This is a genomic window from Pseudomonas sp. IT-P44 (assembly GCF_949768225.1).
GTDB classification, from domain to species: domain Bacteria; phylum Pseudomonadota; class Gammaproteobacteria; order Pseudomonadales; family Pseudomonadaceae; genus Aquipseudomonas; species Aquipseudomonas migulae.
The window spans coordinates 70505-89538 of record NZ_CATKQM010000011.1; the positions used below are offsets into that span (position 1 = coordinate 70505).

General features: G+C 60.6%; 17 protein-coding genes. 6 read left to right on the top strand and 11 right to left on the bottom strand.

Going from position 1 to position 19034, the window contains the following annotated elements; translation table 11 throughout:
* The first annotated feature begins 303 nt into the window (after window positions 1–303).
* The 4 genes from ACM6IO_RS06240 (at window position 304) to ACM6IO_RS06255 (ending at window position 4179) form a co-directional block, all read left to right on the top strand.
* Window positions 304–1557 (top strand): OprD family porin, encoded by a 1254-nt coding sequence (locus ACM6IO_RS06240; RefSeq protein ID WP_414911164.1) that lies wholly within the window; start codon window positions 304–306, stop codon window positions 1555–1557.
* Window positions 1558–1749: 192 nt separating this feature from the next.
* A complete protein-coding gene (locus tag ACM6IO_RS06245) occupies window positions 1750–2940 on the top strand; it encodes an FAD/NAD(P)-binding oxidoreductase (RefSeq protein WP_192228650.1) in 1191 nt (396 codons plus the stop codon).
* A 22-nt stretch (window positions 2941–2962) separates the two neighbouring features.
* Window positions 2963–3340 carry a DUF1641 domain-containing protein gene (locus tag ACM6IO_RS06250; RefSeq protein ID WP_192228649.1) on the top strand — a complete coding sequence of 126 codons (378 nt, stop codon included), beginning with the start codon at window positions 2963–2965 and terminating at the stop codon, window positions 3338–3340.
* A 20-nt stretch (window positions 3341–3360) separates the two neighbouring features.
* On the top strand, window positions 3361–4179 hold the full coding sequence (locus tag ACM6IO_RS06255; protein ID WP_414911165.1) for a methyltransferase domain-containing protein: 819 nt from the start codon (window positions 3361–3363) through the stop codon (window positions 4177–4179).
* A 112-nt stretch (window positions 4180–4291) separates the two neighbouring features.
* On the opposite strand, the gene pcaC is transcribed toward ACM6IO_RS06255, so the two are convergent.
* From pcaC to pcaR, 11 genes are all read right to left on the bottom strand, one after another.
* Window positions 4292–4684 (bottom strand): 4-carboxymuconolactone decarboxylase, encoded by a 393-nt coding sequence (gene pcaC / locus ACM6IO_RS06260; RefSeq protein WP_008025653.1) that lies wholly within the window; start codon window positions 4682–4684, stop codon window positions 4292–4294.
* 11 nt (window positions 4685–4695) lie between these two features.
* The gene (gene pcaD, locus ACM6IO_RS06265; RefSeq protein ID WP_223436409.1) at window positions 4696–5502 is read right to left on the bottom strand and encodes a 3-oxoadipate enol-lactonase; all 807 of its coding nucleotides are present in this window, start codon (window positions 5500–5502) and stop codon (window positions 4696–4698) included.
* A gap of 11 nt (window positions 5503–5513) precedes the next feature.
* A complete protein-coding gene (locus ACM6IO_RS06270; RefSeq protein WP_414911166.1) occupies window positions 5514–6878 on the bottom strand; it encodes a 3-carboxy-cis,cis-muconate cycloisomerase in 1365 nt (454 codons plus the stop codon).
* 45 nt (window positions 6879–6923) lie between these two features.
* The gene (locus ACM6IO_RS06275; protein ID WP_226298743.1) at window positions 6924–8228 is read right to left on the bottom strand and encodes an MFS family transporter; all 1305 of its coding nucleotides are present in this window, start codon (window positions 8226–8228) and stop codon (window positions 6924–6926) included.
* Window positions 8229–8412: 184 nt separating this feature from the next.
* Window positions 8413–8979: a protocatechuate 3,4-dioxygenase subunit alpha gene (gene pcaG / locus ACM6IO_RS06280; RefSeq protein ID WP_008025646.1), complete on the bottom strand. Its 567-nt coding sequence runs from the start codon at window positions 8977–8979 to the stop codon at window positions 8413–8415.
* Between the two features lies 1 nt (window position 8980).
* On the bottom strand, window positions 8981–9685 hold the full coding sequence (gene pcaH, locus ACM6IO_RS06285; protein WP_223450964.1) for a protocatechuate 3,4-dioxygenase subunit beta: 705 nt from the start codon (window positions 9683–9685) through the stop codon (window positions 8981–8983).
* 36 nt (window positions 9686–9721) lie between these two features.
* Complete coding sequence (pcaF, locus tag ACM6IO_RS06290) at window positions 9722–10927, bottom strand: 3-oxoadipyl-CoA thiolase (RefSeq protein WP_414911167.1); 1206 nt, start codon at window positions 10925–10927, stop codon at window positions 9722–9724.
* Window positions 10924–11703 carry a CoA-transferase subunit beta gene (locus tag ACM6IO_RS06295; RefSeq protein WP_008025640.1) on the bottom strand — a complete coding sequence of 260 codons (780 nt, stop codon included), beginning with the start codon at window positions 11701–11703 and terminating at the stop codon, window positions 10924–10926. The genes pcaF and ACM6IO_RS06295 overlap by 4 nt, the downstream gene beginning before the upstream one ends.
* Window positions 11703–12560, bottom strand: a complete 858-nt coding sequence (locus ACM6IO_RS06300; protein WP_223556989.1) for a CoA transferase subunit A — start codon at window positions 12558–12560, stop codon at window positions 11703–11705. The genes ACM6IO_RS06295 and ACM6IO_RS06300 overlap by 1 nt, the downstream gene beginning before the upstream one ends.
* 269 nt (window positions 12561–12829) lie before the next feature.
* Complete coding sequence (locus ACM6IO_RS06305; RefSeq protein ID WP_008039434.1) at window positions 12830–14176, bottom strand: MFS transporter; 1347 nt, start codon at window positions 14174–14176, stop codon at window positions 12830–12832.
* A gap of 127 nt (window positions 14177–14303) precedes the next feature.
* Window positions 14304–15146, bottom strand: a complete 843-nt coding sequence (gene pcaR / locus ACM6IO_RS06310; RefSeq protein ID WP_008025635.1) for a pca regulon transcriptional regulator PcaR — start codon at window positions 15144–15146, stop codon at window positions 14304–14306.
* A gap of 667 nt (window positions 15147–15813) precedes the next feature.
* Here pcaR and ACM6IO_RS06315 point away from each other — a divergent pair.
* Together ACM6IO_RS06315 and ACM6IO_RS06320 are read left to right on the top strand one after the other, a co-directional pair.
* Window positions 15814–16014, top strand: coding sequence for a hypothetical protein (locus ACM6IO_RS06315; RefSeq protein ID WP_007903846.1), 201 nt, complete (start codon window positions 15814–15816; stop codon window positions 16012–16014).
* A gap of 377 nt (window positions 16015–16391) precedes the next feature.
* Entirely contained in the window at window positions 16392–17867 is a 1476-nt protein-coding gene (locus ACM6IO_RS06320; RefSeq protein WP_008025627.1) for an inorganic phosphate transporter, read from the top strand.
* Window positions 17868–19034: the final 1167 nt, after the last annotated feature.

Consider the following 19034-nt stretch of genomic DNA (forward strand, 5'->3'; position numbering starts at 1 on the left):
ACCCCGCTAACCCGTAGGAGCGAGGCTTGCCCGCGAAGGGGCCAAGATTAACAACACAAAACCCAGCAAATGTTGCGTTCGATAATCGCCCAAAACCCGCTTTTACCAATTGAACCATCCAGTTCATTCCCCGCACCATTCGCCACACAAAACCAATAACAACAGGTTCGACACCATGCCCCCGCGCCCCGCCCTGTCCGGCTGATCTCGCCCCGTTTCATTTGAATTCGAATCTTTTTGTCTGCAACCCGACGGTTGCGGCATCGCCCCGTTTCATCTCCAAGAATTAGAGAGACCGAGCCCATGACGCCTTCCACTTATTTCGTTCCCAGCCTGATCGCTCTCGCACTGGCCGGCGCCGCCCTGCCCGCCACGGCCGAAGAGGCGGGTTTTGTCGAAGGGGCCAAGGTCAACCTGAACCTGCGCAACTTCTACATCAACCGCAACTTCACCAACCCGACCAAGGCACAAGGCAAGGCTGAAGAGTGGACGCAAAGTTTCATCCTCGACGCCAAGTCCGGGTTCACCCAAGGCACCGTCGGCTTCGGCATGGATGTGCTGGGGCTGTACTCGGTAAAACTCGACGGCGGTAAAGGCACCGGCGGTACGCAGTTGCTGCCGCTGGACCATGATGGCCGCCCGGCGGACAACTTCGGTCGCACCAACGTGGCGTTCAAGGCCAAGCTGTCGCAGACCGAAGTGAAGGTCGGCGAATGGATGCCGGTGCTGCCGATCCTGCGTTCGGACGATGGACGCTCGCTGCCGCAAACCTTCCGTGGCGGTCAGATCACGTCGAAGGAAATCAACGGCCTGACGCTCTACGGCGGCCAGTTCCGCCAGAACAGCCCGCGTGACGACAGCAGCATGAACGACATGTCGATGACCGGCAAAGCGGCGTTCACCTCCGACCGCTTCAACTTCCAGGGCGGCGAATACCTGTTCAACGAGAAGCGCACCCAGATCGGCGTATGGAATGCCGAACTCAAAGACATCTACAGCCAGCAATTCGTCAACCTGACCCACAGCCAACCCGTCGGCGACTGGACCCTGGGCGCCAACCTCGGTTTCTTCTACGGCAAGGAAGACGGAAGCGCCCGCGCCGGCGATCTGGACAACAAGACCTGGTCAGGAATGTTCTCCGCGAAGTACGGCGGCAACACTTTCTATGTCGGCCTGCAAAAACTCACCGGCGACAGCGCCTGGATGCGCGTCAACGGCACCAGCGGCGGCACCCTGGCCAACGACAGCTACAACTCCAGCTACGACAACGCGCGGGAAAAATCCTGGCAAGTACGTCACGACTACAACTTCGTTGCGCTCGGCGTACCGGGCCTGACCCTGATGAACCGCTACATCAGCGGCGAAAACGTACACACCGGCACCATCACCGACGGCAAGGAATGGGGCCGCGAGAGTGAACTGGGCTACACCGTGCAGAGCGGCGCGCTGAAGGACCTGAACGTCAAATGGCGCAACTCGACCATGCGCCGCGATTACAGCAACAACGAGTTCGACGAGAACCGGTTGATCATCAGCTACCCGATCAGTTTGTTGTAAGCCTCAGCGCCAGCGTTGACTCCTTGCGGGAAACGCTGGCGCTGACCACTGGTCGCGATGACTGGCGAATTATTGAACCGCAGATACAGTCATCAAGACGTTCAAGTTCTCCAGCCTGATGTAGGAGCCCCCATTTTCTTCCGTTATCTCCGGATGCTGTACGCGAAGCTGCCATGACCACGGAGGTCAGGTATGAGCAAGCGAATAGTTATCGTAGGTGGCGGCGTCGGTGGAACAATGCTGGCCAATCAACTGGTCAACAAGCTGTATCCAGAAATCCTGCGCGGCGAAGTCCTGATTACCCTGCTGTCCAACTCCCCCGATCACTACTACAAACCTGCGTTCATGTACGTGGCGTTCAACCTGTTTTTTCAGGAAGAACTCAAGCGCCCGGAACGCTCATTGCTGCGCCCGGAAATCACCTTCAACGTTGAAGAAGTGACGCGTTTCAATTTCGCGGGGCAATGCCTCAAGACCCGCAGCGGCAAAGTCTACGACTACGATTTTCTGGTCATCGCCACCGGTTGCGTGCCCGCCCCGGAACGCATCGAAGGTTTGAAAGAAGGCGGCGACCACTTCTATCAATACGACCCGGCCCGGCAACTGGCGCAGAAGCTGAGCACCATCGAAAAAGGCCGGATCTTCATAACCGTGTCCTTCCCGCAAACGCCCAACGTGCCGCATCAATGCGGCATCGCACCCGTCGAAACCACCTTGATGCTTGATGATTATTTGCGGCGTCGGGGTGTGCGAGACAAAGTGGAAATCGTCTACACCTACCCGACCACGGCCCAACTCCTGCGTAATTGCCTGTTCCTGCAACGACCGACAGGGGAAATTCTGCCGAGTATTTTCGAGCAGAAAAACATCCGTTTTCAGCGTGGGTTCACCCTGGACCGTGTCGATCCCGACAGCAAAATTGCCTACTCCGCAGAAGGCGACTCGCAGCCCTATGACATCCTGATGGCAACGCCGCCGATCAGCGCCGTGGATGCCGTGCTGGAGTCCGGAGCGTCACAAGCGCCCAATAACGAAGGCTGGCTGCCCACCCACCATGAAACCCTACAAGTCTATGGTCTGGAAGGCGTCTACGTGATCGGCGACACCTGCGATCTGCCGGTGAGCAAGGCCGGTGGCGCGTGCCATAACCAGGCACCGGTGATCGCCAACAACATTGCCGCTGAAATCCGTCTTGGTGGTCCCATCGATGTCTACGACGGACGGGTCCAGGCCGTCGCGCAAATGGGCCTCTATGCCGGCATGCCGCTTTGGTACAACTACATGCGCGACGTTCTGCCAACTCCACCGACCAAACTCGGTGGCCTGCTCAGACACGGCTTCAATCATGGCCTGTACTGGGCGGTTGCCCGGGGCATGCTGTGACGGGTTCAGGGAGACAAACACAATGACAAACCTGACAGATGAAACCCTCGCCATCGGCACGGCCGACAGGTCGGAGGGACACGATGCCTTGATGGCAAAACTGCAACCACTGATCGATGGAGGGCGACTGGATAACCTTGTCGATTTGCTCTCGTTGACCTCGGACATGGTCGACCTGCTGGACGCGGCCATGGTGGAAAAACTGGCGCGGTTGTTCGAAAACGCTACGGCGGCCACCTGGACCGTCAGTAACGCCGTGCGCATGGCCCACGCCGAAGTCGCCGCCGCCCCGGAACCACCGGGGGTCTACGCCTTGATCAAACTGCTGAACGAGCCGGACACGCGCAAAGGTGTGGCTGTTGTCCTGAAAACCCTGAACGTCATCGGAAGACAACTGTAACCGCCAGAGAGGGCCACCTCATGAGCGTCAAACTTGATAAGGCAGGGAGCGCCTGCACGCACTGGGACGCCAAGGCGTACCAGCAGTTTTCGCGCCTCAGGCAACGACCGATCTGTGAATTGCTCAGTCGTGTCGAACTCAAATCGCCCCAACGCATTTATGACCTGGGGTGCGGCACCGGCATCGCCACGCAACTGTTGGCCAAGCGTTGGCCTCGCGCGCAGTTGCAGGGCATCGACAGCTCCGGACAAATGCTCGACGAAGCCCGCCGTCTGCCCATCAAGGCGCTGTGGAAACAGTGTGACCTGCTCGACTGGCAGCCCGAACAGCCAGCAGACCTGCTGTTCGCCGCCGCCGTTTTGCACTTCATCAAGGATCACCATCAACTGCTGCCGCGACTGCTCGGGCAGCTCAACCCAGGCGGTTGCCTGGCAGCGCACATGCCCGACTGGCGGGATGCGTTGTGGTATCGGCTGGTGCTCGACACGCTGGAAGACGCGGGGGCGTGCGGCCAACCGTTAGGCACGGCGCAACTGCGCGAGGCCATGGCCGCACGAACGCTCTTGTCGCTGGAAGACTACTACCGCCTGCTCGCCCCGATTTGCGAAACCCTGGACATCTGGGAGACCGAGCAATTGCAGGTGGTCTGCGGCCAATCGCCGATCTATGACTGGGTCAAGGTCTCGGCGCTGCGGGCAGTGATGCAGGGACTCAAGGCCGACGAACAGGCGCGCTTCATTTACCACTACCTGATGCGCATACACGCGCATTACCCGCCGGAGAGCGACGGGCGAACGCTGTTTCCGTTCAAGCGCATATTCATCGTCGCGACGGTGTAACGCATGACATTGCCTTCGCGGGCAAGCCTCGCTCCTACAGGATTATCACAACCTCTGTGGGAGCGAGGCTTGCCCGCGAAGGCGTCAATTCATGCACCGCAAATCGCGAACATTATTCCCGGGACTCGACGCCCAACTCGTCCCAAACCGACTCGGCCAAATGAAACGTCGCATTCGCCGCCGGGATGCCGCAGTAGATGGCGCTCTGCATGATCACTTCCTTGATCTCGCCACGGGTCACGCCATTGTTGGCGGCGGCACGCAGGTGCAGTTTGAGCTCGCCCTCACGGTTCATGCCGATCAACATGGCGATGGTGATCAGGCTGCGAGTGTGGCGTGGCAGGCCAGGTCGGGTCCAGATGTCGCCCCACGCGTGGCGGGTGATCATCTCCTGAAACTCCGAATTGAACTCGGTCAGCGCGTTCAGGCTGCGGTCGACATGGGCGTCGCCGAGGACTGCACGGCGGACGTTCATGCCCTCGTCGTAACGTTGTTTCTCGTCCACGGATGTTCCCCTCAATGACCCAGCAAAAAAGCGAGAACGCGATCACTGAACGCATCGCCGGCCTGCACGTTGGACAGGTGCGCCGCGTAGAACTCGGCGTACTCGGCACCCGCCACATGTTCCTGGATGAAGTGCCCACCGGACGGCGGCGTGACCGCGTCTTCGGTGCCGGCGATCACCAGCAACGGCACCTTGATCGAGGACAGCTGATCACGGAAATCGGCATCGCGCACGGCAGCGCAATTGGCTGCGTAGCCTTGCGGTGAAGTGGCCGCGAGCATGTCGGTAATCCGTTTCGCCGCTGCCGGATTGGCCTCGGAAAAGTCCGGGGTAAACCAGCGCGCAATCGACGCATCACGCAGGGCAACCATGGCCGCTGCGCCGTCACGCAACACGGTTTCGATGCGCGGATTCCAGATCGACGGGTCGCCGATTTTCGCGGCGGTGTTGCACACCACCAGTTTGTTCAATCGATCACCGGCATTGATGCCCAGCCACTGGCCGATCAAGCCACCCATCGACAGACCGCAAAAATGCGCCTTCTCAATGTGCAACGCATCCAGCAGCGCCAGCACGTCTCGGCCCAGTTGTTCGATGCTGTACGGCCCCGGCGTGACCAGGGATTTGCCGTGGCCACGGGTATCAAAACGCAGCACTCGGAAATGCTCGGTGAACGCGGCAATTTGCGCGTCCCACATGTGCAGGTCGGTGCCCAGCGAGTTGGACAGCACCAGCACCGGCGCATCGACCGGGCCATCGAAGTGCGGCCCTTCAATTTGGTAGTGCAGTTCGCCCTCGGCGAGTTGTACGAAAGCCACAGCAGTCTCCTTCAGGCAGTTAACGCAGAATGTTCAGCCACCGCTCGCTCGACCCAGGTACGGGCCTGTCCGAGGTAGTGAGCGGGGTCCAGCAGATGATCGAGTTCAGCGGCCGAGAGCTCGGCGGTCACGTGCGGCTCGTCGCCCAGCACCGCGCGCAAATGCCGTTGCTCGGCCACGGCGCGCTTGCAGCACTGTTCCAGTAAATGATGCGCGGTGTCGCGGCCGACCCGTTGCGCGAGAACGATGCTCACCGCTTCGGCCAGCACCAGGCCTTGGGTCAGGTCGAGGTTGCGGGCCATGCGCTCGGCGTCCACTTCCAGTCCCTCTGCCACCAGCAATGCCTGCTTGAGGCTGCCGGACACCAGGCAGCAGATCTCCGGCAGGGTTTCCCACTCGGCATGCCACAGGCCGAGGCTGCGCTCGTGCTCTTGCGGCATCGCACTGAACAGGGTCGAGAGCAGACCGGGAACCCGTGTTGCAGCGCCGATCAGCACGGCGGCGCCCACCGGGTTGCGTTTGTGCGGCATGGTCGACGAACCGCCCTTGCCCGGCGCCGAGGGTTCGAACACTTCGCCCGCTTCAGTCTGCATCAACAAGCTGATGTCGCGACCGAGCTTGCCGAGGCTGCCGGCGATCAATCCCAGCACCGAACCGAACTCCACCAAGCGGTCGCGTTGGGTGTGCCACGGTTGGTCGGGCAACGTCAGGTGCAGCTCAGTGGCCAGCGCGTCGGCAATCGGCAGCGCTTGCGCACCGAGGGCCGCGAGGGTCCCGGAGGCGCCGCCGAATTGCAGCACCAGCAGGCGCGGTTTGAGTTCTTGCAGGCGTTGACGGCTGCGGGTGACCGCGCCCAGCCAACCGGCGATCTTCATGCCCAAGGTGACCGGCGTTGCGTGCTGCAACCAGGTGCGACCGGCCAGCGGCGTGGCGACATAACGCCGGGCTTGCGTTGAAAGGGTTTCGCCCAGTTGCGCCAGATCGCTCTCAATCAGTTCCAGCGCCCGGCGCAATTGCAGCACCAGACCGGTGTCCATCACGTCCTGGCTGGTGGCGCCCAGATGCACATAGCGCTCGGCGTCGGCATCGGTGGTCGCGATCTGTTTGCCCAACGCCTTCACCAGTGGAATCGCCGAATTACCGGCCGTGGCAATCGCCTCGCCGAGGGCGGCGAAATCGTAATGCCCGGCGCGGCAAGCCGCTTCGATAGGCGCCACCGCCGTCTGCGGAATCAACCCGACATGCGCCTCGGCGCGGGCCAGCGCCGCTTCGAAATCGAGCATGGCCTGAACCCGGCCCTGATCGCAAAACACCTCGCGCATATCGCGCGCAGTGAAATAGGCATCGAACAATTGATTGCCCGGTCGCTGGTTCATAAACAGTCCCTGGAGGCGCGGGCCGCTTGGGCCCGCGGGTGTGGATCAAAGGTCGTTTTCTAGATACTTCGCATGTTTGGGCAGACGCAGGCTGAACAGGAACGCTATCGCCATCATCAACGTCACGTACCAGTAGAAGGAGTTTTCCATGCCGACCGCTTTGAGGCTCAAGGCTACATACTCCGCTGAACCACCGAATATTGCATTCGCCACCGCGTAAGCCAGGCCAACACCCAATGCACGCACCTCGGGCGGGAACATCTCGGCTTTTACCAGACCGCTGATCGAGGTGTAGAAACTGACAATCGCCAGCGCCAGGGTAATGAGCACGAAGGCCATGAACGGACTGGTGACGCTTTTCAGGCTGAGCAGAATCGGCACGGTGCACAGCGTGCCGAGTGCGCCAAACCACAGCATCGAGCTCCGGCGGCCGATCCTGTCCGAGAGCATGCCGAAGATCGGCTGCATGCACATATAAAGGAACAGCGCGCCGGTCATGATGTAGCTGGCGGTCTTGGCATGCATGCCGGCGGTGTTCACCAGGTACTTCTGCATGTACGTGGTGAAGGTGTAGAAAATCAGCGAGCCACCGGCGGTATAGCCGAGCACGGTGATAAACGCGGCTTTATGGTCGCGGAACAGCGCGCGGATGCTGCCGGCGTCCTTGTTTTCGCGCATTTCCTTGCTGGTGGTTTCTTTCAGCGAACGACGCAGGTACAGCGAAACCAATGCCGCCATGGCACCGACCACGAACGGAATCCGCCAGCCATAGGCACGCAGGTCATCCTCGGTGAGGAACTGTTGCAGCACCACCACCAGCGACACCGCCAGCAGTTGCCCGCCAATCAAAGTCACGTACTGGAACGAGGCGAAGAAACCGCGCTGGCCCTTGAGGGCGACTTCGCTCATGTAGGTGGCGGTGGTGCCGTATTCGCCGCCCACCGACAGGCCCTGGAGCAAACGGGCGAACAGCAGCATGATCGGCGCCCAGACGCCGATGTCCTTGTAGGTCGGCAGGCAGGCGATGAGCAACGAACCGAAGCACATCATCAGAATCGATATCAGCATCGAATTCTTGCGCCCGTGCTTGTCCGCGACGCGACCGAAAATCCAGCCGCCAATCGGGCGCATCAGGAACCCGGCGGCAAAGACGCCCGCGGTGTTGACCAACTGCACCGTAGGGTTGTCGGACGGGAAAAAGGCAGGGGCGAAATAGATCGCGCAAAAGGCGTAGACGTAGAAGTCGAACCATTCGACGAGGTTGCCGGACGAGGCGCCGACAATCGCGAAGATCCGTTTGCTGCGCTCTTCGCCGGTGTATAGCGCGGTTGAAGCGATTGGCGTTGTCATTGTTTTTCACTCAATGGGGACAGTGAGAGTCTAGACACACTTTGCAACAGTCCCGTTCCACAGATGCACACAGATCCCGTGTAGGAGCCGGCTTGCTGGCGATTGCGGTGTGTCAGTGTCATCAATGCTGAATGACACACCGCGATCGCCAGCAAGCCGGCTCCTACAAGGTTGTGGTGTTCACTCAATAATCGAAGAACACCGTCTCCGCGTCCGTGCCTTGCAGAATCACATTCCACTGGTAAACACCGGTCGCATCCTGCTTCGCCAGCAAGGTATTGCGGCGTTCGGCTGGCACGCACTCCAACAACGGGTCGGCGACGTTGGCCGGTTCGCCATCAAAGTAGATCCGCGTCAGCAAGTGCTTCACCAGCCCGCGAGCAAACACCAGCACCACCAGGTGTGGCGCCTGGGTCGAACCTTTCAGGCCTTCCACTGTGCCCGGTTTGATCGTGGTGAAGCGGAAGCGCCCTTCGGCATCCACCGGGATCCGGCCAAAGCCTTCGAAGTTCGGGTCCAGCGGTTTGGCCTGATCGTCTTCGGGGTGGTCGTACTTGCCGGCGGCGTTGGCCTGCCAGACTTCCAGCATCGCGTCGTTGACGATGTCACCGTTGCCGTCGATGACTTGCCCGGTGATCGCCACGCGCTCGCCCAGGGTTTGTTCGACGGTCAGGTTTTCGCGGTTCAGCCAGGTCAGGCCGATGTGGTAATACGGCCCGACGGTGTGGGACGTGGTCGCAGTCAGCGTCATCTTATTTCTCCATCGGCGTGGCGTCGCGGCCGCGCAAGACGATGTCCCAGCGGTAACCGAGGGCATAGGAAGGGATGGTTTTTTCCAGGTCGAAACTGGCGATCAAGCGCTCTTTGGCGCTGGTATCGGGCACGCAGTTGTAGATCGGGTCGTACGCCAGCAACGGGTCGCCGGGGAAATACATCTGCGTGACGAGGCGCGTCAGGATGCTCGGCCCGAACAGCGAAAAATGGATGTGCGCCGGACGCCAGGCATTGTGGTGGTTGCCCCACGGGTAAGCGCCGGGCTTGATGGTCTGGAATTGATACCAGCCATCGGCGTCGGTCACGGTGCGGCCGGTGCCGGTGAAGTTCGGGTCCAGCGGCGCGTCGTGCAGGTCGCGGGCATGGTTGTAGCGACCGGCGGCGTTGGCCTGCCAGATCTCCACCAGAATCCCCGGCACCGGCAGACCGTTTTCATCCAGCACGCGGCCGTGAATGATGATGCGCTCGCCCAGCGGCTCGCCCTTGTGCTGGGCCGTCAGGTCATTGTCCTTCTCGTTGACGCGTTCGGCGCCGATGGTCGGACCGGTAATTTCCGACAACGAATGAGGCAAAAACACCAACGGCTTCGACGGTGAGCGCAAGTTAGTGGATTGATAAGTCGGGTGCAGGTATTCCGGCTGGGTGCCTTCCTGCGGGCGACGGTAACCAGGCTTGTCAGTCATTTCGCTTTCCTCAGTTCTTATTGTCACTGCTGTGGGTCAGACCCGTTCGATGGCCAAGGCCAGACCCTGGCCAACGCCGACGCACATGGTCGCCAGACCTTTCTTGCCACCGGTTTTTTCCAGCTGATGCAACGCCGTCAACACCAGGCGCGCACCGCTCATGCCCAGTGGATGGCCCAGGGCAATGGCGCCACCGTTCGGGTTGACCTGCGCCGCGTCGTCCGCCAGGCCCAGTTCACGCAACACCGCCAAGCCTTGGCTGGCGAAGGCTTCGTTGAGTTCGATCACATCGAAATCGCTGACCGCCAGGCCGAGGCGTTCGGTCAGCTTGCGCACCGCCGGCACCGGGCCAATGCCCATGACACGCGGTGCGACACCGGCGCTGGACATGCCCAGCACTTTGGCGCGAGCGGTCAAACCGTGTTTCTTCACCGCGTCGGCCGAGGCCAGAATCAGTGCCGCCGCGCCGTCGTTCACACCCGACGCATTGCCGGCGGTGACGGTTTTGTCGGGACCGTTGACCGGTTTCAGCTTGGCCAGGGTTTCCAGCGTGGTATCAGCGCGAGGATGTTCGTCCTGGCTGACGACGGTTTCACCCTTCTTGTGGGCAATCCGCACTTCAACGATTTCTTCCGCGAAAAATCCTGCAGCTTGCGCGGCGGCAGTCCGCTGCTGACTGCGCAGGGCAAACGCGTCCTGATCCTCGCGGGACACTTCGTAATCGTCGGCCACGTTGTCGGCGGTCTGCGGCATCGCATCGACACCGTATTGCGCTTTCATCAACGGGTTGATGAAACGCCAGCCGATGGTGGTGTCTTCCAGCTTCATGTTGCGCGAGAACGCCGCATCGGCCTTGCCCATCACGAACGGTGCGCGGGACATCGACTCGACGCCGCCGGCAATCGCCAGTTCCATTTCACCGCTGGCGATGGCGCGGAACGCGGTGCCGATGGCATCCATGCCCGAAGCGCAGAGGCGATTGAGGGTCACGCCCGGAATGGTTTCCGGCAGGCCTGCCAACAGCAGCGCCATGCGCGCCACGTTGCGATTGTCTTCACCGGCCTGGTTGGCGCAGCCGAGGAACACCTCGTCCACGGCGTTCCAGTCCACCGACAGGTTGCGCTCCATCAAGGCCTTGATCGGCACGGCGGCCAGGTCGTCGGCGCGAACCGCCGACAGGCCACCGCCGAAACGGCCGATGGGGGTGCGAATCGCGTCGCAGATATAAACGTCACGCATCACGCTTCTCCGGGTGCTTGGCCGTGGGCGGCGGCGGTGCGGGCTTCCAGATCCCTGAGTGCCTTGAGTTCAACCTCGGTCGGCTCGGCGGTGTGTTCAACAGTGTCAGCGAAACGAATCGCCCAACCGGTGGCCGCAACCACTTGCTCGCGGGTCACGCCAGGGTGCAACGCCGTGACCACGAATTCATGGGTGCCCGCTTCCGGTTCCATGATGCACAGGTCGGTAATAATGCCGACCGGACCGGCGCCCGGCAGACCCAGACGCTTGCGCGAGTCGCCGCCCTCGCCATGGCCGACCGAGGTGATGAAGTCGAGCTTGTCGACGAAGGAACGCGACGACTGTTTAAGGATGATCAACACGCTTTTGGCCGAACCGGCGATTTCCGGCGCGCCACCGGCGCCCGGCAGACGGACTTTCGGTGCGTGATAATCGCCGACCACCGTGGTGTTGATGTTGCCGAAGCGGTCGACTTGCGCGGCGCCGAGAAAACCGACGTCGATGCGCCCGCCCTGCAACCAGTAGCGAAAAATCTCACCGGTCGGGACGACGGTGTCAGCGGTTTCCGCCAGTTCACCGTCACCAATCGACAGCGGCAATACACTCGGTTTGGCACCGATCGGACCCGATTCATAGATCAGGACTACGTCCGGCGAGGACGTCAGCCGCGCCAGGTTGGCTGCTTTCGACGGCAGGCCGATGCCAACGAAGCACACCGAACCGTTCTTCAGTCGGCGAGCGGCGGCAACGGTCATCATTTCATTGGTGGTGTAAGTCATTACTTCGCCTCCGAAGCAGCGGCCAGCTTGGCCTGGAACTCGCTGAAGTCAGCGCAGCCATGGATGTACTCGTTGATCCACGCGGTGAAGGTGTCACGGTCGCGGGCAATCGGGTCCCAGGCCTGGTAGAAACGGTTGTCACGCTCGTTGTAGCCGTGGGCGTAGGAAGGATGCGCACCGCCGGGAACATGGCAGACAGCGCTCAACGCCCAGGTCGGCAGCACGCAGGAGTTCATCGGTGCGTTGAGGTCGTCGACGATTTCTTCAACGGTGACGATGCAGCGCTTGGCGGCCAGTGCGGCTTCTTTCTGTACACCGAGGATGCCCCAGAGCAGCACGTTGCCTTTACGGTCGGCCTTCTGCGCGTGGATCACGGTGATGTCCGGGCGTACCGAAGGCACGGCGGCCAACACTTCGCCGGTGAACGGGCAGGTAACGGATTTGATCAGCGGGTTGACCTTCGGCAGGTCGGAACCGGCGTAGGCACGCAGCACCGCGAACGGCAGGCCGGAGGCGCCAGCGACGTAGGCGTTCGCCAGGTCGGCGTGGCTGTGTTCTTCGATTTCCAGCGGGTGCGGCCACTGCTTCTCGACCGCATCACGCAGACGGTGCAGCGAACCCACGCCCGGGTTGCCGCCCCAGGAGAAAATCAGCTTGCGAGCACAACCGGCACCGATCAATTGGTCGTAGATCAGGTCAGGTGTCATCCGTACCAGCGTCAGATCTTTCTTGCCCTGACGAATGATTTCATGACCCGCCGCCGTAGGGATCAGGTGAGTGAAGCCTTCGAGCGCAACGGTATCGCCGTCGTTAACGAATTGCTTCACCGCGTCGTGCAGCGAAAGGATTTCAGCCATGGGGCAGGCTCCCGTTTTGTTATGAACCGACAGTGGTAGAAAAAGGCGCGATGCGCGCGCCGGAATGACTAGAGAGTAAGCCCCTGAAAAACGCCAAACAATCCGATAATCGACTGAGTGTTCGTTTATCGAACAGATTGTTGTTTGGCTACCGATCCCAAAAAGCTTCGCGGGCAAGCCTCGCTCCTACAGGTTCAGTGATTACCTGTAGGAGCGAGGCTTGCCCGCGAAGAGGCCATCAAACCCACTGAAGATTCTGAAACCCGGACTCAGGTCGCATCCGCATGGCTGACCATGCCCTTGATCACCACCGCCGTCGTCGCCAACGCCGCCGGAATCACCAGCGCCGTCAGCACTTGTTCAAAGTTCCAGCCCAACCCCAGCAACGTCGCGCCCATCCACGCCCCGAGGATCGCGCCAAAGCGGCCAATCCCGAGCATCCACGACACACCCGTCGCCCGCCCTTGAGTCGGATAAAACCGCGCCGCCAAAGAAGGCATCGCCGATTGCGCGCCGTTGACACACATCCCCGCCACCAGCACCAGGGTTGCCAACAGCGTGATGTTGCCCAGGCTCTGCCCTACTGCGTAGGCAAACACCCCCGCCAGCAGGTAGAAAGTGCCGATGACTTTGTGCGGATTGAACCGATCCATCGCCCAGCCCACGCCCACGGCGCTCAACACACCGCCGAACTGGAACAGCGCGCCGATGAACGCCGCTTGCTCCATGCTCGCGCCGCTGTCACGCATCAGCGTCGGCAGCCAACTGGTCAGCAGGTAAACGATCACCAGGCCCATGAAGTAGGTCAGCCACAACAGCAAGGTGCCGGTGCTGTAAGTGCCGGAGAAGATCACTGCAAACACGTTGCGGGCCTTCACGGTTTTCTGTTCCGGCACACTGAAGCTGGATGCCTGAGCGACAACGCTCGGATCGATCGGCGCCAGCGCCTTGCGTACCTTGTCGGTGCCGCGATTGCGCACAACCAGGTAACGCGCCGATTCCGGCAGCCAGAGCAGCAAAACGACGGTGAGGATCAGCGGCAGAATTCCGCCGATCAGCAACAGGCTGTGCCAGCCGAACGCCGGAATCAGCTTGGCCGAAATAAACCCGCCACCGGCCATGCCGAGGTTGAAGCCGCAGAACATGCTGGTCACCAGCAGGGATTTTTTGCGCTCCGGGGTGTATTCCGACAGCAACGTCGTGGCGTTCGGCATGCCGGCGCCCAGGCCCAGGCCGGTCAGGAAGCGCAGCACCAGCAATTGATCGACATTGGTGCTGTAAGCCGACGCCAAGCTGAAGGCGCCGAACAACAACACGGCGCCCACCAGTACGACTTTTCGCCCGAAGCGGTCAGCCAACGGGCCGGAACCCAGTGCGCCGAAGACCATACCGATCAACGCCGCACTCATCACCGGACCGAGGCTGGCGCGATCGATGCCCCAGTCCTGGGACAGTGCTGGCGCGATGAAGCCCATGGCCGCGGTGTCGAGGCCATCAAGGAAGACAATCAGGAAACACAGGATCACCACTCGCCACTGGTAGCGCGAAATGGGTTGAGCATTGATGAAGGACTGCACGTCGAGGCAGTTTCCTACAGCAGACTGAGGCTGGTTCATTATTTTTATTCCACGCAAGAACGCAGTCGGACAGGTGCCAGCCTAGGCTGGCGCTGCCGCGACATTAGTGATCCTGGGGAAAGTGCGTCAATTCGTTAAACGCGAGTCTGGGCGATTACCGAACAGCTTAGGCAAACAACTGGGCGCTGAGGTTGCGGCTGGCCGCCAGCAGACCCGGCAGGAACCGTTGCTCCAGCTCGTTGCGGCTGACCCGGCCGGCGTGCGTGCTGACGTTGAGCGCCGCCACCACTTGCCCGGAAGCGTCGTACACCGGAACGGCAATCGAGCGCAGGCCTTGTTCCAGTTCCTGATCGACGATGCACCAGCCTTGTTGCCGTACTTCCTGCAGGCACTCGAGCAACGCTTCGGGGGTATGCAGAGTGCGACTGGTCTTGGCTTGCAGGTCGGCATGGTCGAGGTATTCGCGCAGCGACGTGTCGTCCAGTGCCGCGAGAAGAATCCTGCCCATGGAGGTGCAATAGGCGGGCAAGCGTCCGCCCACCGACAGGTCCACCGAGATCAGACGCTGAGTGGTCGCCGAGCGGGCGATGTACAAAATGTCGTCGCCTTCCAGCGTGGCCATGTTGCAGGCCTCATGAAGTTGCTCGCTCATGCGGTCGAGGTAAGGCTGGGCCGACACCGCCAACGGGGTCGAGGAGAGATAGGCATGGCCGAGGGTCAGCACTTTGGGCAGCAGCGAATAGGTGCGACCGTCGGTGGTGGCGTAGCCGAGTTTGATCAGGGTGTGCAGGCAACGTCGCACAGCGGCGCGGGGAATTTCCGTGCGGTGACTGATCTGGGCGATGGTCAAATGCCGTTTGCGCTCCTGGAACGCTTGCACCACGGCCAGGCCACGGGCCAGGGACGTCATGAAATCCGGGTCGCCGGTCAGGGCCTGGATCCGCTTGGCGGGCGACGCGACTATCGGCGGCGCTACTGAAGCGAAGGAATTGCGCATTTGCTCGTTCATATCAGGTCCTTTTCCCACACGGATCGGCGAAGGCTATTACATGCGGCGCCGGGTTCGGCGCACAAGCCACAGGCAGCCAAGATCGGGCGATTATCGAACGGCCGACCGATAATCGCAATCAGCCCTATGGACGCGACAGACGCTGTGCAGGTTTCGGCTCGCCCTCTATTACATGTTTTACCTTTGCTTGAACCCGCCGTTAAAGCACCCCATATAAGCTTTAACTTGTTCGGCTTAATGACGCCAGAAAGACATCACTGCTAAGTGACCACAAAACTTTCAAGTAACAAAACAATCACACATTGCCATTCATTTTTAACTCCTTGGCGATAGTGTTCTGCAAATCGACCGCTATAATGCAATTCAGTGACCCCTCGGTTTTTACTTGCCGATTGCGTCACCCGGCAGCACGATGTTCCATCGCGGCTGCCCGCAGCAAGTGCCTGTCGTTCATTTCATATGCTCCGCCAGCGCGCTCGCTGAAACAGGAAACTGATGCTACGTCAGCCGTTTTGCTCTGGTGCCGTGGCCGCCTGCAACATGGAAGTATTGATTGCCGTGTCGTAAAACGATGCCTTTGCGGGCATTGTCCTTTCGGCGAGCGTGGTCAATGCATTTGCTGCAGCGCGATTTACCAGAATTAATCTCAACCCATACAGGTAGCACTGTGACGAAAGACGAACTGCGCGCGGAACTTGAGCGCCAGGAACAACGTTACAAGGAAGTTTACGGCGGGGAAGTCACCACCTACGCCGCTCAGCCCGAACCGGAACGCAAACCCTGGCGTAAACGCGCCACCGTTCAGGATCAGGCTTTTTCCCAGGAATTGCAGAAGATGGAAAAGGAACTCAAAGCCGAAGAGCCATGATTGCCCCGGCCTGATTCCTTTCAAGGGCCCGCGCCTGCCCCCGTTAAAAGCGGGAAGCAATGATGTTGCCATTCGCGCCCGCTACGAGCGGGCAGCGGCCTCCTCATCCATCTGATGAGGCAAATGGCTCATGTCTGGCCCTCTTCTCAGATATTTCACACAAGCGTTCAAGTCTCTCGCCTACAAGAGAGAAACCCTTGTGCCTGCGGGCTTTCCAAAGAAATTCAACGACTTGCAAAACCCGGTAAAAACCCGGCGCCTGGGCTATTTCCGCAAACTAATTCGTTGAAGAATGTTACCGATGAGCAGCTAGTGCATCGATTAGCAGTCTTTTCTGGCATAATCGCGCCCCCTTATGACCGGGTCAGAAAACCTTCATGATCGATTTATTCAGCGGACTGGATGCTTGGGTGCTTGTGAGCCTCTTGCTCGCCCTCGCCTTTGTCCTCGCCTTCGAGTTCATCAACGGCTTTCATGACACTGCAAACGCGGTGGCCACTGTTATCTACACCAAAGCCATGCCGCCTCATCTGGCCGTGTTCTTTTCCGGTGTGTTCAACTTTCTTGGCGTGCTGCTGGGCGGTGTCGGCGTGGCGTATGCCATCGTCCACCTGCTGCCGGTAGAACTGCTGATCAATGTGAACACCGGTCACGGGCTGGCCATGGTGTTCTCGTTGCTCGCCGCCGCCATCACCTGGAACCTGGGCACCTGGTACTTCGGTATCCCGGCCTCCAGCTCCCACACGCTGATCGGCTCGATCCTCGGGGTCGGCCTGGCCAACGCCCTGATCAACGACATTCCGTTGGCCGATGGTGTGAACTGGCAGAAGGCGATCGATATCGGTGCCTCCCTGGTGTTCTCGCCAATGGCCGGCTTCCTGGTCGCCGCGCTGATTCTGATCGGCCTTAAATGGTGGCGTCCGCTGTCGAAGATGCACAAGACGCCGGAACAGCGCCGCAAGATCGACGACAAGAAGCATCCGCCGTTCTGGAACCGCCTGGTGCTGGTGATCTCGGCCATGGCCGTGAGCTTCGTGCACGGTTCCAACGATGGTCAGAAAGGTATCGGCCTGATCATGCTGGTGCTGATCGGTATCGTGCCGGCGCAGTTCGTCCTCGACTTGGGCAGCACCACGTACCAGATCGAACGGACTCGCGATGCGACCCTGCACCTGAGCCAGTTCTACAAACGCAATGCCGATACGCTGGGCGAGTTCCTGGCACTGGGCAAAAGCGTGGAAGGCGATCTGCCGGAGAAATTCCGTTGCAACCCGAAACAGACCGAACCGACCATTTCCGCCCTGCTCGACACCCTTAAAGGTGTGGCCGATTACCACTCGCTGTCGGCGGAAAGCCGCATCGAAGTGCGTCGCTACCTGCTCTGCCTGGACGACACGGCCAAGAAAGTCAGCAAACTGCCAAGCCTCGCGGCCCGTGAAAAGGCTGACCTGGACAAACTGCGCAAAGACCTGACCACCACCACCGAATACGCTCCGTTCTGGGTAATCCTGGCGGTCGCACTGGCGCTGGGCCTGGGTACCATGGTTGGCTGGAAACGCGTGGTACTGACCATCGGCGAGAAGATCGGCAAGCAAGGCATGACTTACTCCCAGGGCATGTCGGCGCAGATCACGACGGCGAGCCTGATCGGCATGGCCAACATCTTCAGCCTGCCGGTGTCCACCACCCACGTTCTGTCCTCGGGCGTGGCCGGCACCATGGTTGCCAACAAAAGCGGCCTGCAGGGCGGCACCGTCAAAACCATCCTGCTGGCCTGGGTCCTGACCCTGCCGGCAACCGTGGGCCTGTCGGCTGGCCTGTTCTGGCTGGCTTCGAAGGCACTGGCCAGCTGATACATCGCTGCAACGAAAAAGGCGCGTTCCGTGAGGTTCGCGCCTTTTTTATCGCTGCGTATTAGTGAACTTCACGAAGCACGCGAGCTGGGGGGGGTGGTGTTGGATGGGGTGCATATCCATTTCTGCGGTAACGGCTGCTATTGGTTTCGCCCTTACGGCGAGTCACTTTGGAAAAGCCCCAAAGTAACCAAAGGGCTCTTGCCCCTTTCGTTCGGTGCCTCGCCTAGGCTCGGCATGCCCTCGCTCCGGTCCTGCTCCGTGGGCCCGCCGCCATCGGCCATCCATGGCCGGGGGCGGCTAACCCGGCATCCATGCCGGGTTGCCCACTACGCAGAACCTCCACTCGGCCTCTCGAGGGGGCGCTCAGATCAAAAGCGGAAGGCGAGCTAACGCTCGGCCTGATGAGTGGTGAAAATCAAAAGCGCACGCGATTCCCTGTAGGAGCGAGGCTTGCTCGCGAAAATCGTTTGGACACCGCATTCATTCAGACAGCCCGCGTTAACGTTGACGTCCATCGCCAGCAAGCTGGCTCCTACAGGGGAAATGCACATGTTTTCGGTATGTCCACGATCTCCTGTAGGAGCCGGCTTGCTGCGGGCGGCGTTCCGACGATAGCGGTGGGTCAGTCAACGTATGTATTGGCTGGACGGACGCCATCGCCAGCAAGCCGGCTCCTACAGGGGATCGGTGTACATATCCGGAATGAGTGAACGCAGCAGAGAAGGAGAACGCGGACATCAAAAGAGCCAGGTCGGCTTTCAGGCCGCCTCGGCGGGCTGTGGCGGTAGTCGCCCCCTCGAGAGGCCGAGCGCAGGTTCTGCGCAGTGGGCAACCCGGCATGGATGCCGGGTTAGCCGCGCACGGCCAAGGATGGCCGATCGCGGCGGGCCCACGGAGCAGGACCGGAGCGAGGGTATGGCGAACATTAGCGAGCCACCGAACGAAAGGGGCAAGAGCCCTTGGTTACTTGGGGCTTTTCCAAGTGACCCGCTGTAAGAGCGGAACCGATAGCCGCCGTTACCACAGAAACGGATATGTCCCCCACCCAACAACCTACCTGAAACCCCCAGGCCGTTGCCCAACTCAGCCCCCCCCACCGCCAACCCACACAAACCACCAGATTTTCGCAGGCAAAAAAAAAGGGCAACCGAAGTTGCCCAAAAT

Bases quoted from the DNA above. Each gene is read 5' to 3' on its own strand.
- ACM6IO_RS06240 (WP_414911164.1), top strand. From the start codon at position 304: ATGACGCCTTCCACTTATTTCGTTCCCAGCCTGATCGCTCTCGCACTG.
- ACM6IO_RS06245 (WP_192228650.1), top strand. From the start codon at position 1,750: ATGAGCAAGCGAATAGTTATCGTAGGTGGCGGCGTCGGTGGAACAATG.
- ACM6IO_RS06250 (WP_192228649.1), top strand. From the start codon at position 2,963: ATGACAAACCTGACAGATGAAACCCTCGCCATCGGCACGGCCGACAGG.
- ACM6IO_RS06255 (WP_414911165.1), top strand. From the start codon at position 3,361: ATGAGCGTCAAACTTGATAAGGCAGGGAGCGCCTGCACGCACTGGGAC.
- ACM6IO_RS06270 (WP_414911166.1), bottom strand. From the start codon at position 6,878: ATGAACCAGCGACCGGGCAATCAATTGTTCGATGCCTATTTCACTGCG.
- ACM6IO_RS06275 (WP_226298743.1), bottom strand. From the start codon at position 8,228: ATGACAACGCCAATCGCTTCAACCGCGCTATACACCGGCGAAGAGCGC.
- pcaG (WP_008025646.1), bottom strand. From the start codon at position 8,979: ATGACGCTGACTGCGACCACGTCCCACACCGTCGGGCCGTATTACCAC.
- pcaH (WP_223450964.1), bottom strand. From the start codon at position 9,685: ATGACTGACAAGCCTGGTTACCGTCGCCCGCAGGAAGGCACCCAGCCG.
- ACM6IO_RS06295 (WP_008025640.1), bottom strand. From the start codon at position 11,703: ATGACTTACACCACCAATGAAATGATGACCGTTGCCGCCGCTCGCCGA.
- ACM6IO_RS06300 (WP_223556989.1), bottom strand. From the start codon at position 12,560: ATGGCTGAAATCCTTTCGCTGCACGACGCGGTGAAGCAATTCGTTAAC.
- ACM6IO_RS06305 (WP_008039434.1), bottom strand. From the start codon at position 14,176: ATGAACCAGCCTCAGTCTGCTGTAGGAAACTGCCTCGACGTGCAGTCC.
- pcaR (WP_008025635.1), bottom strand. From the start codon at position 15,146: ATGAACGAGCAAATGCGCAATTCCTTCGCTTCAGTAGCGCCGCCGATA.
- ACM6IO_RS06320 (WP_008025627.1), top strand. From the start codon at position 16,392: ATGATCGATTTATTCAGCGGACTGGATGCTTGGGTGCTTGTGAGCCTC.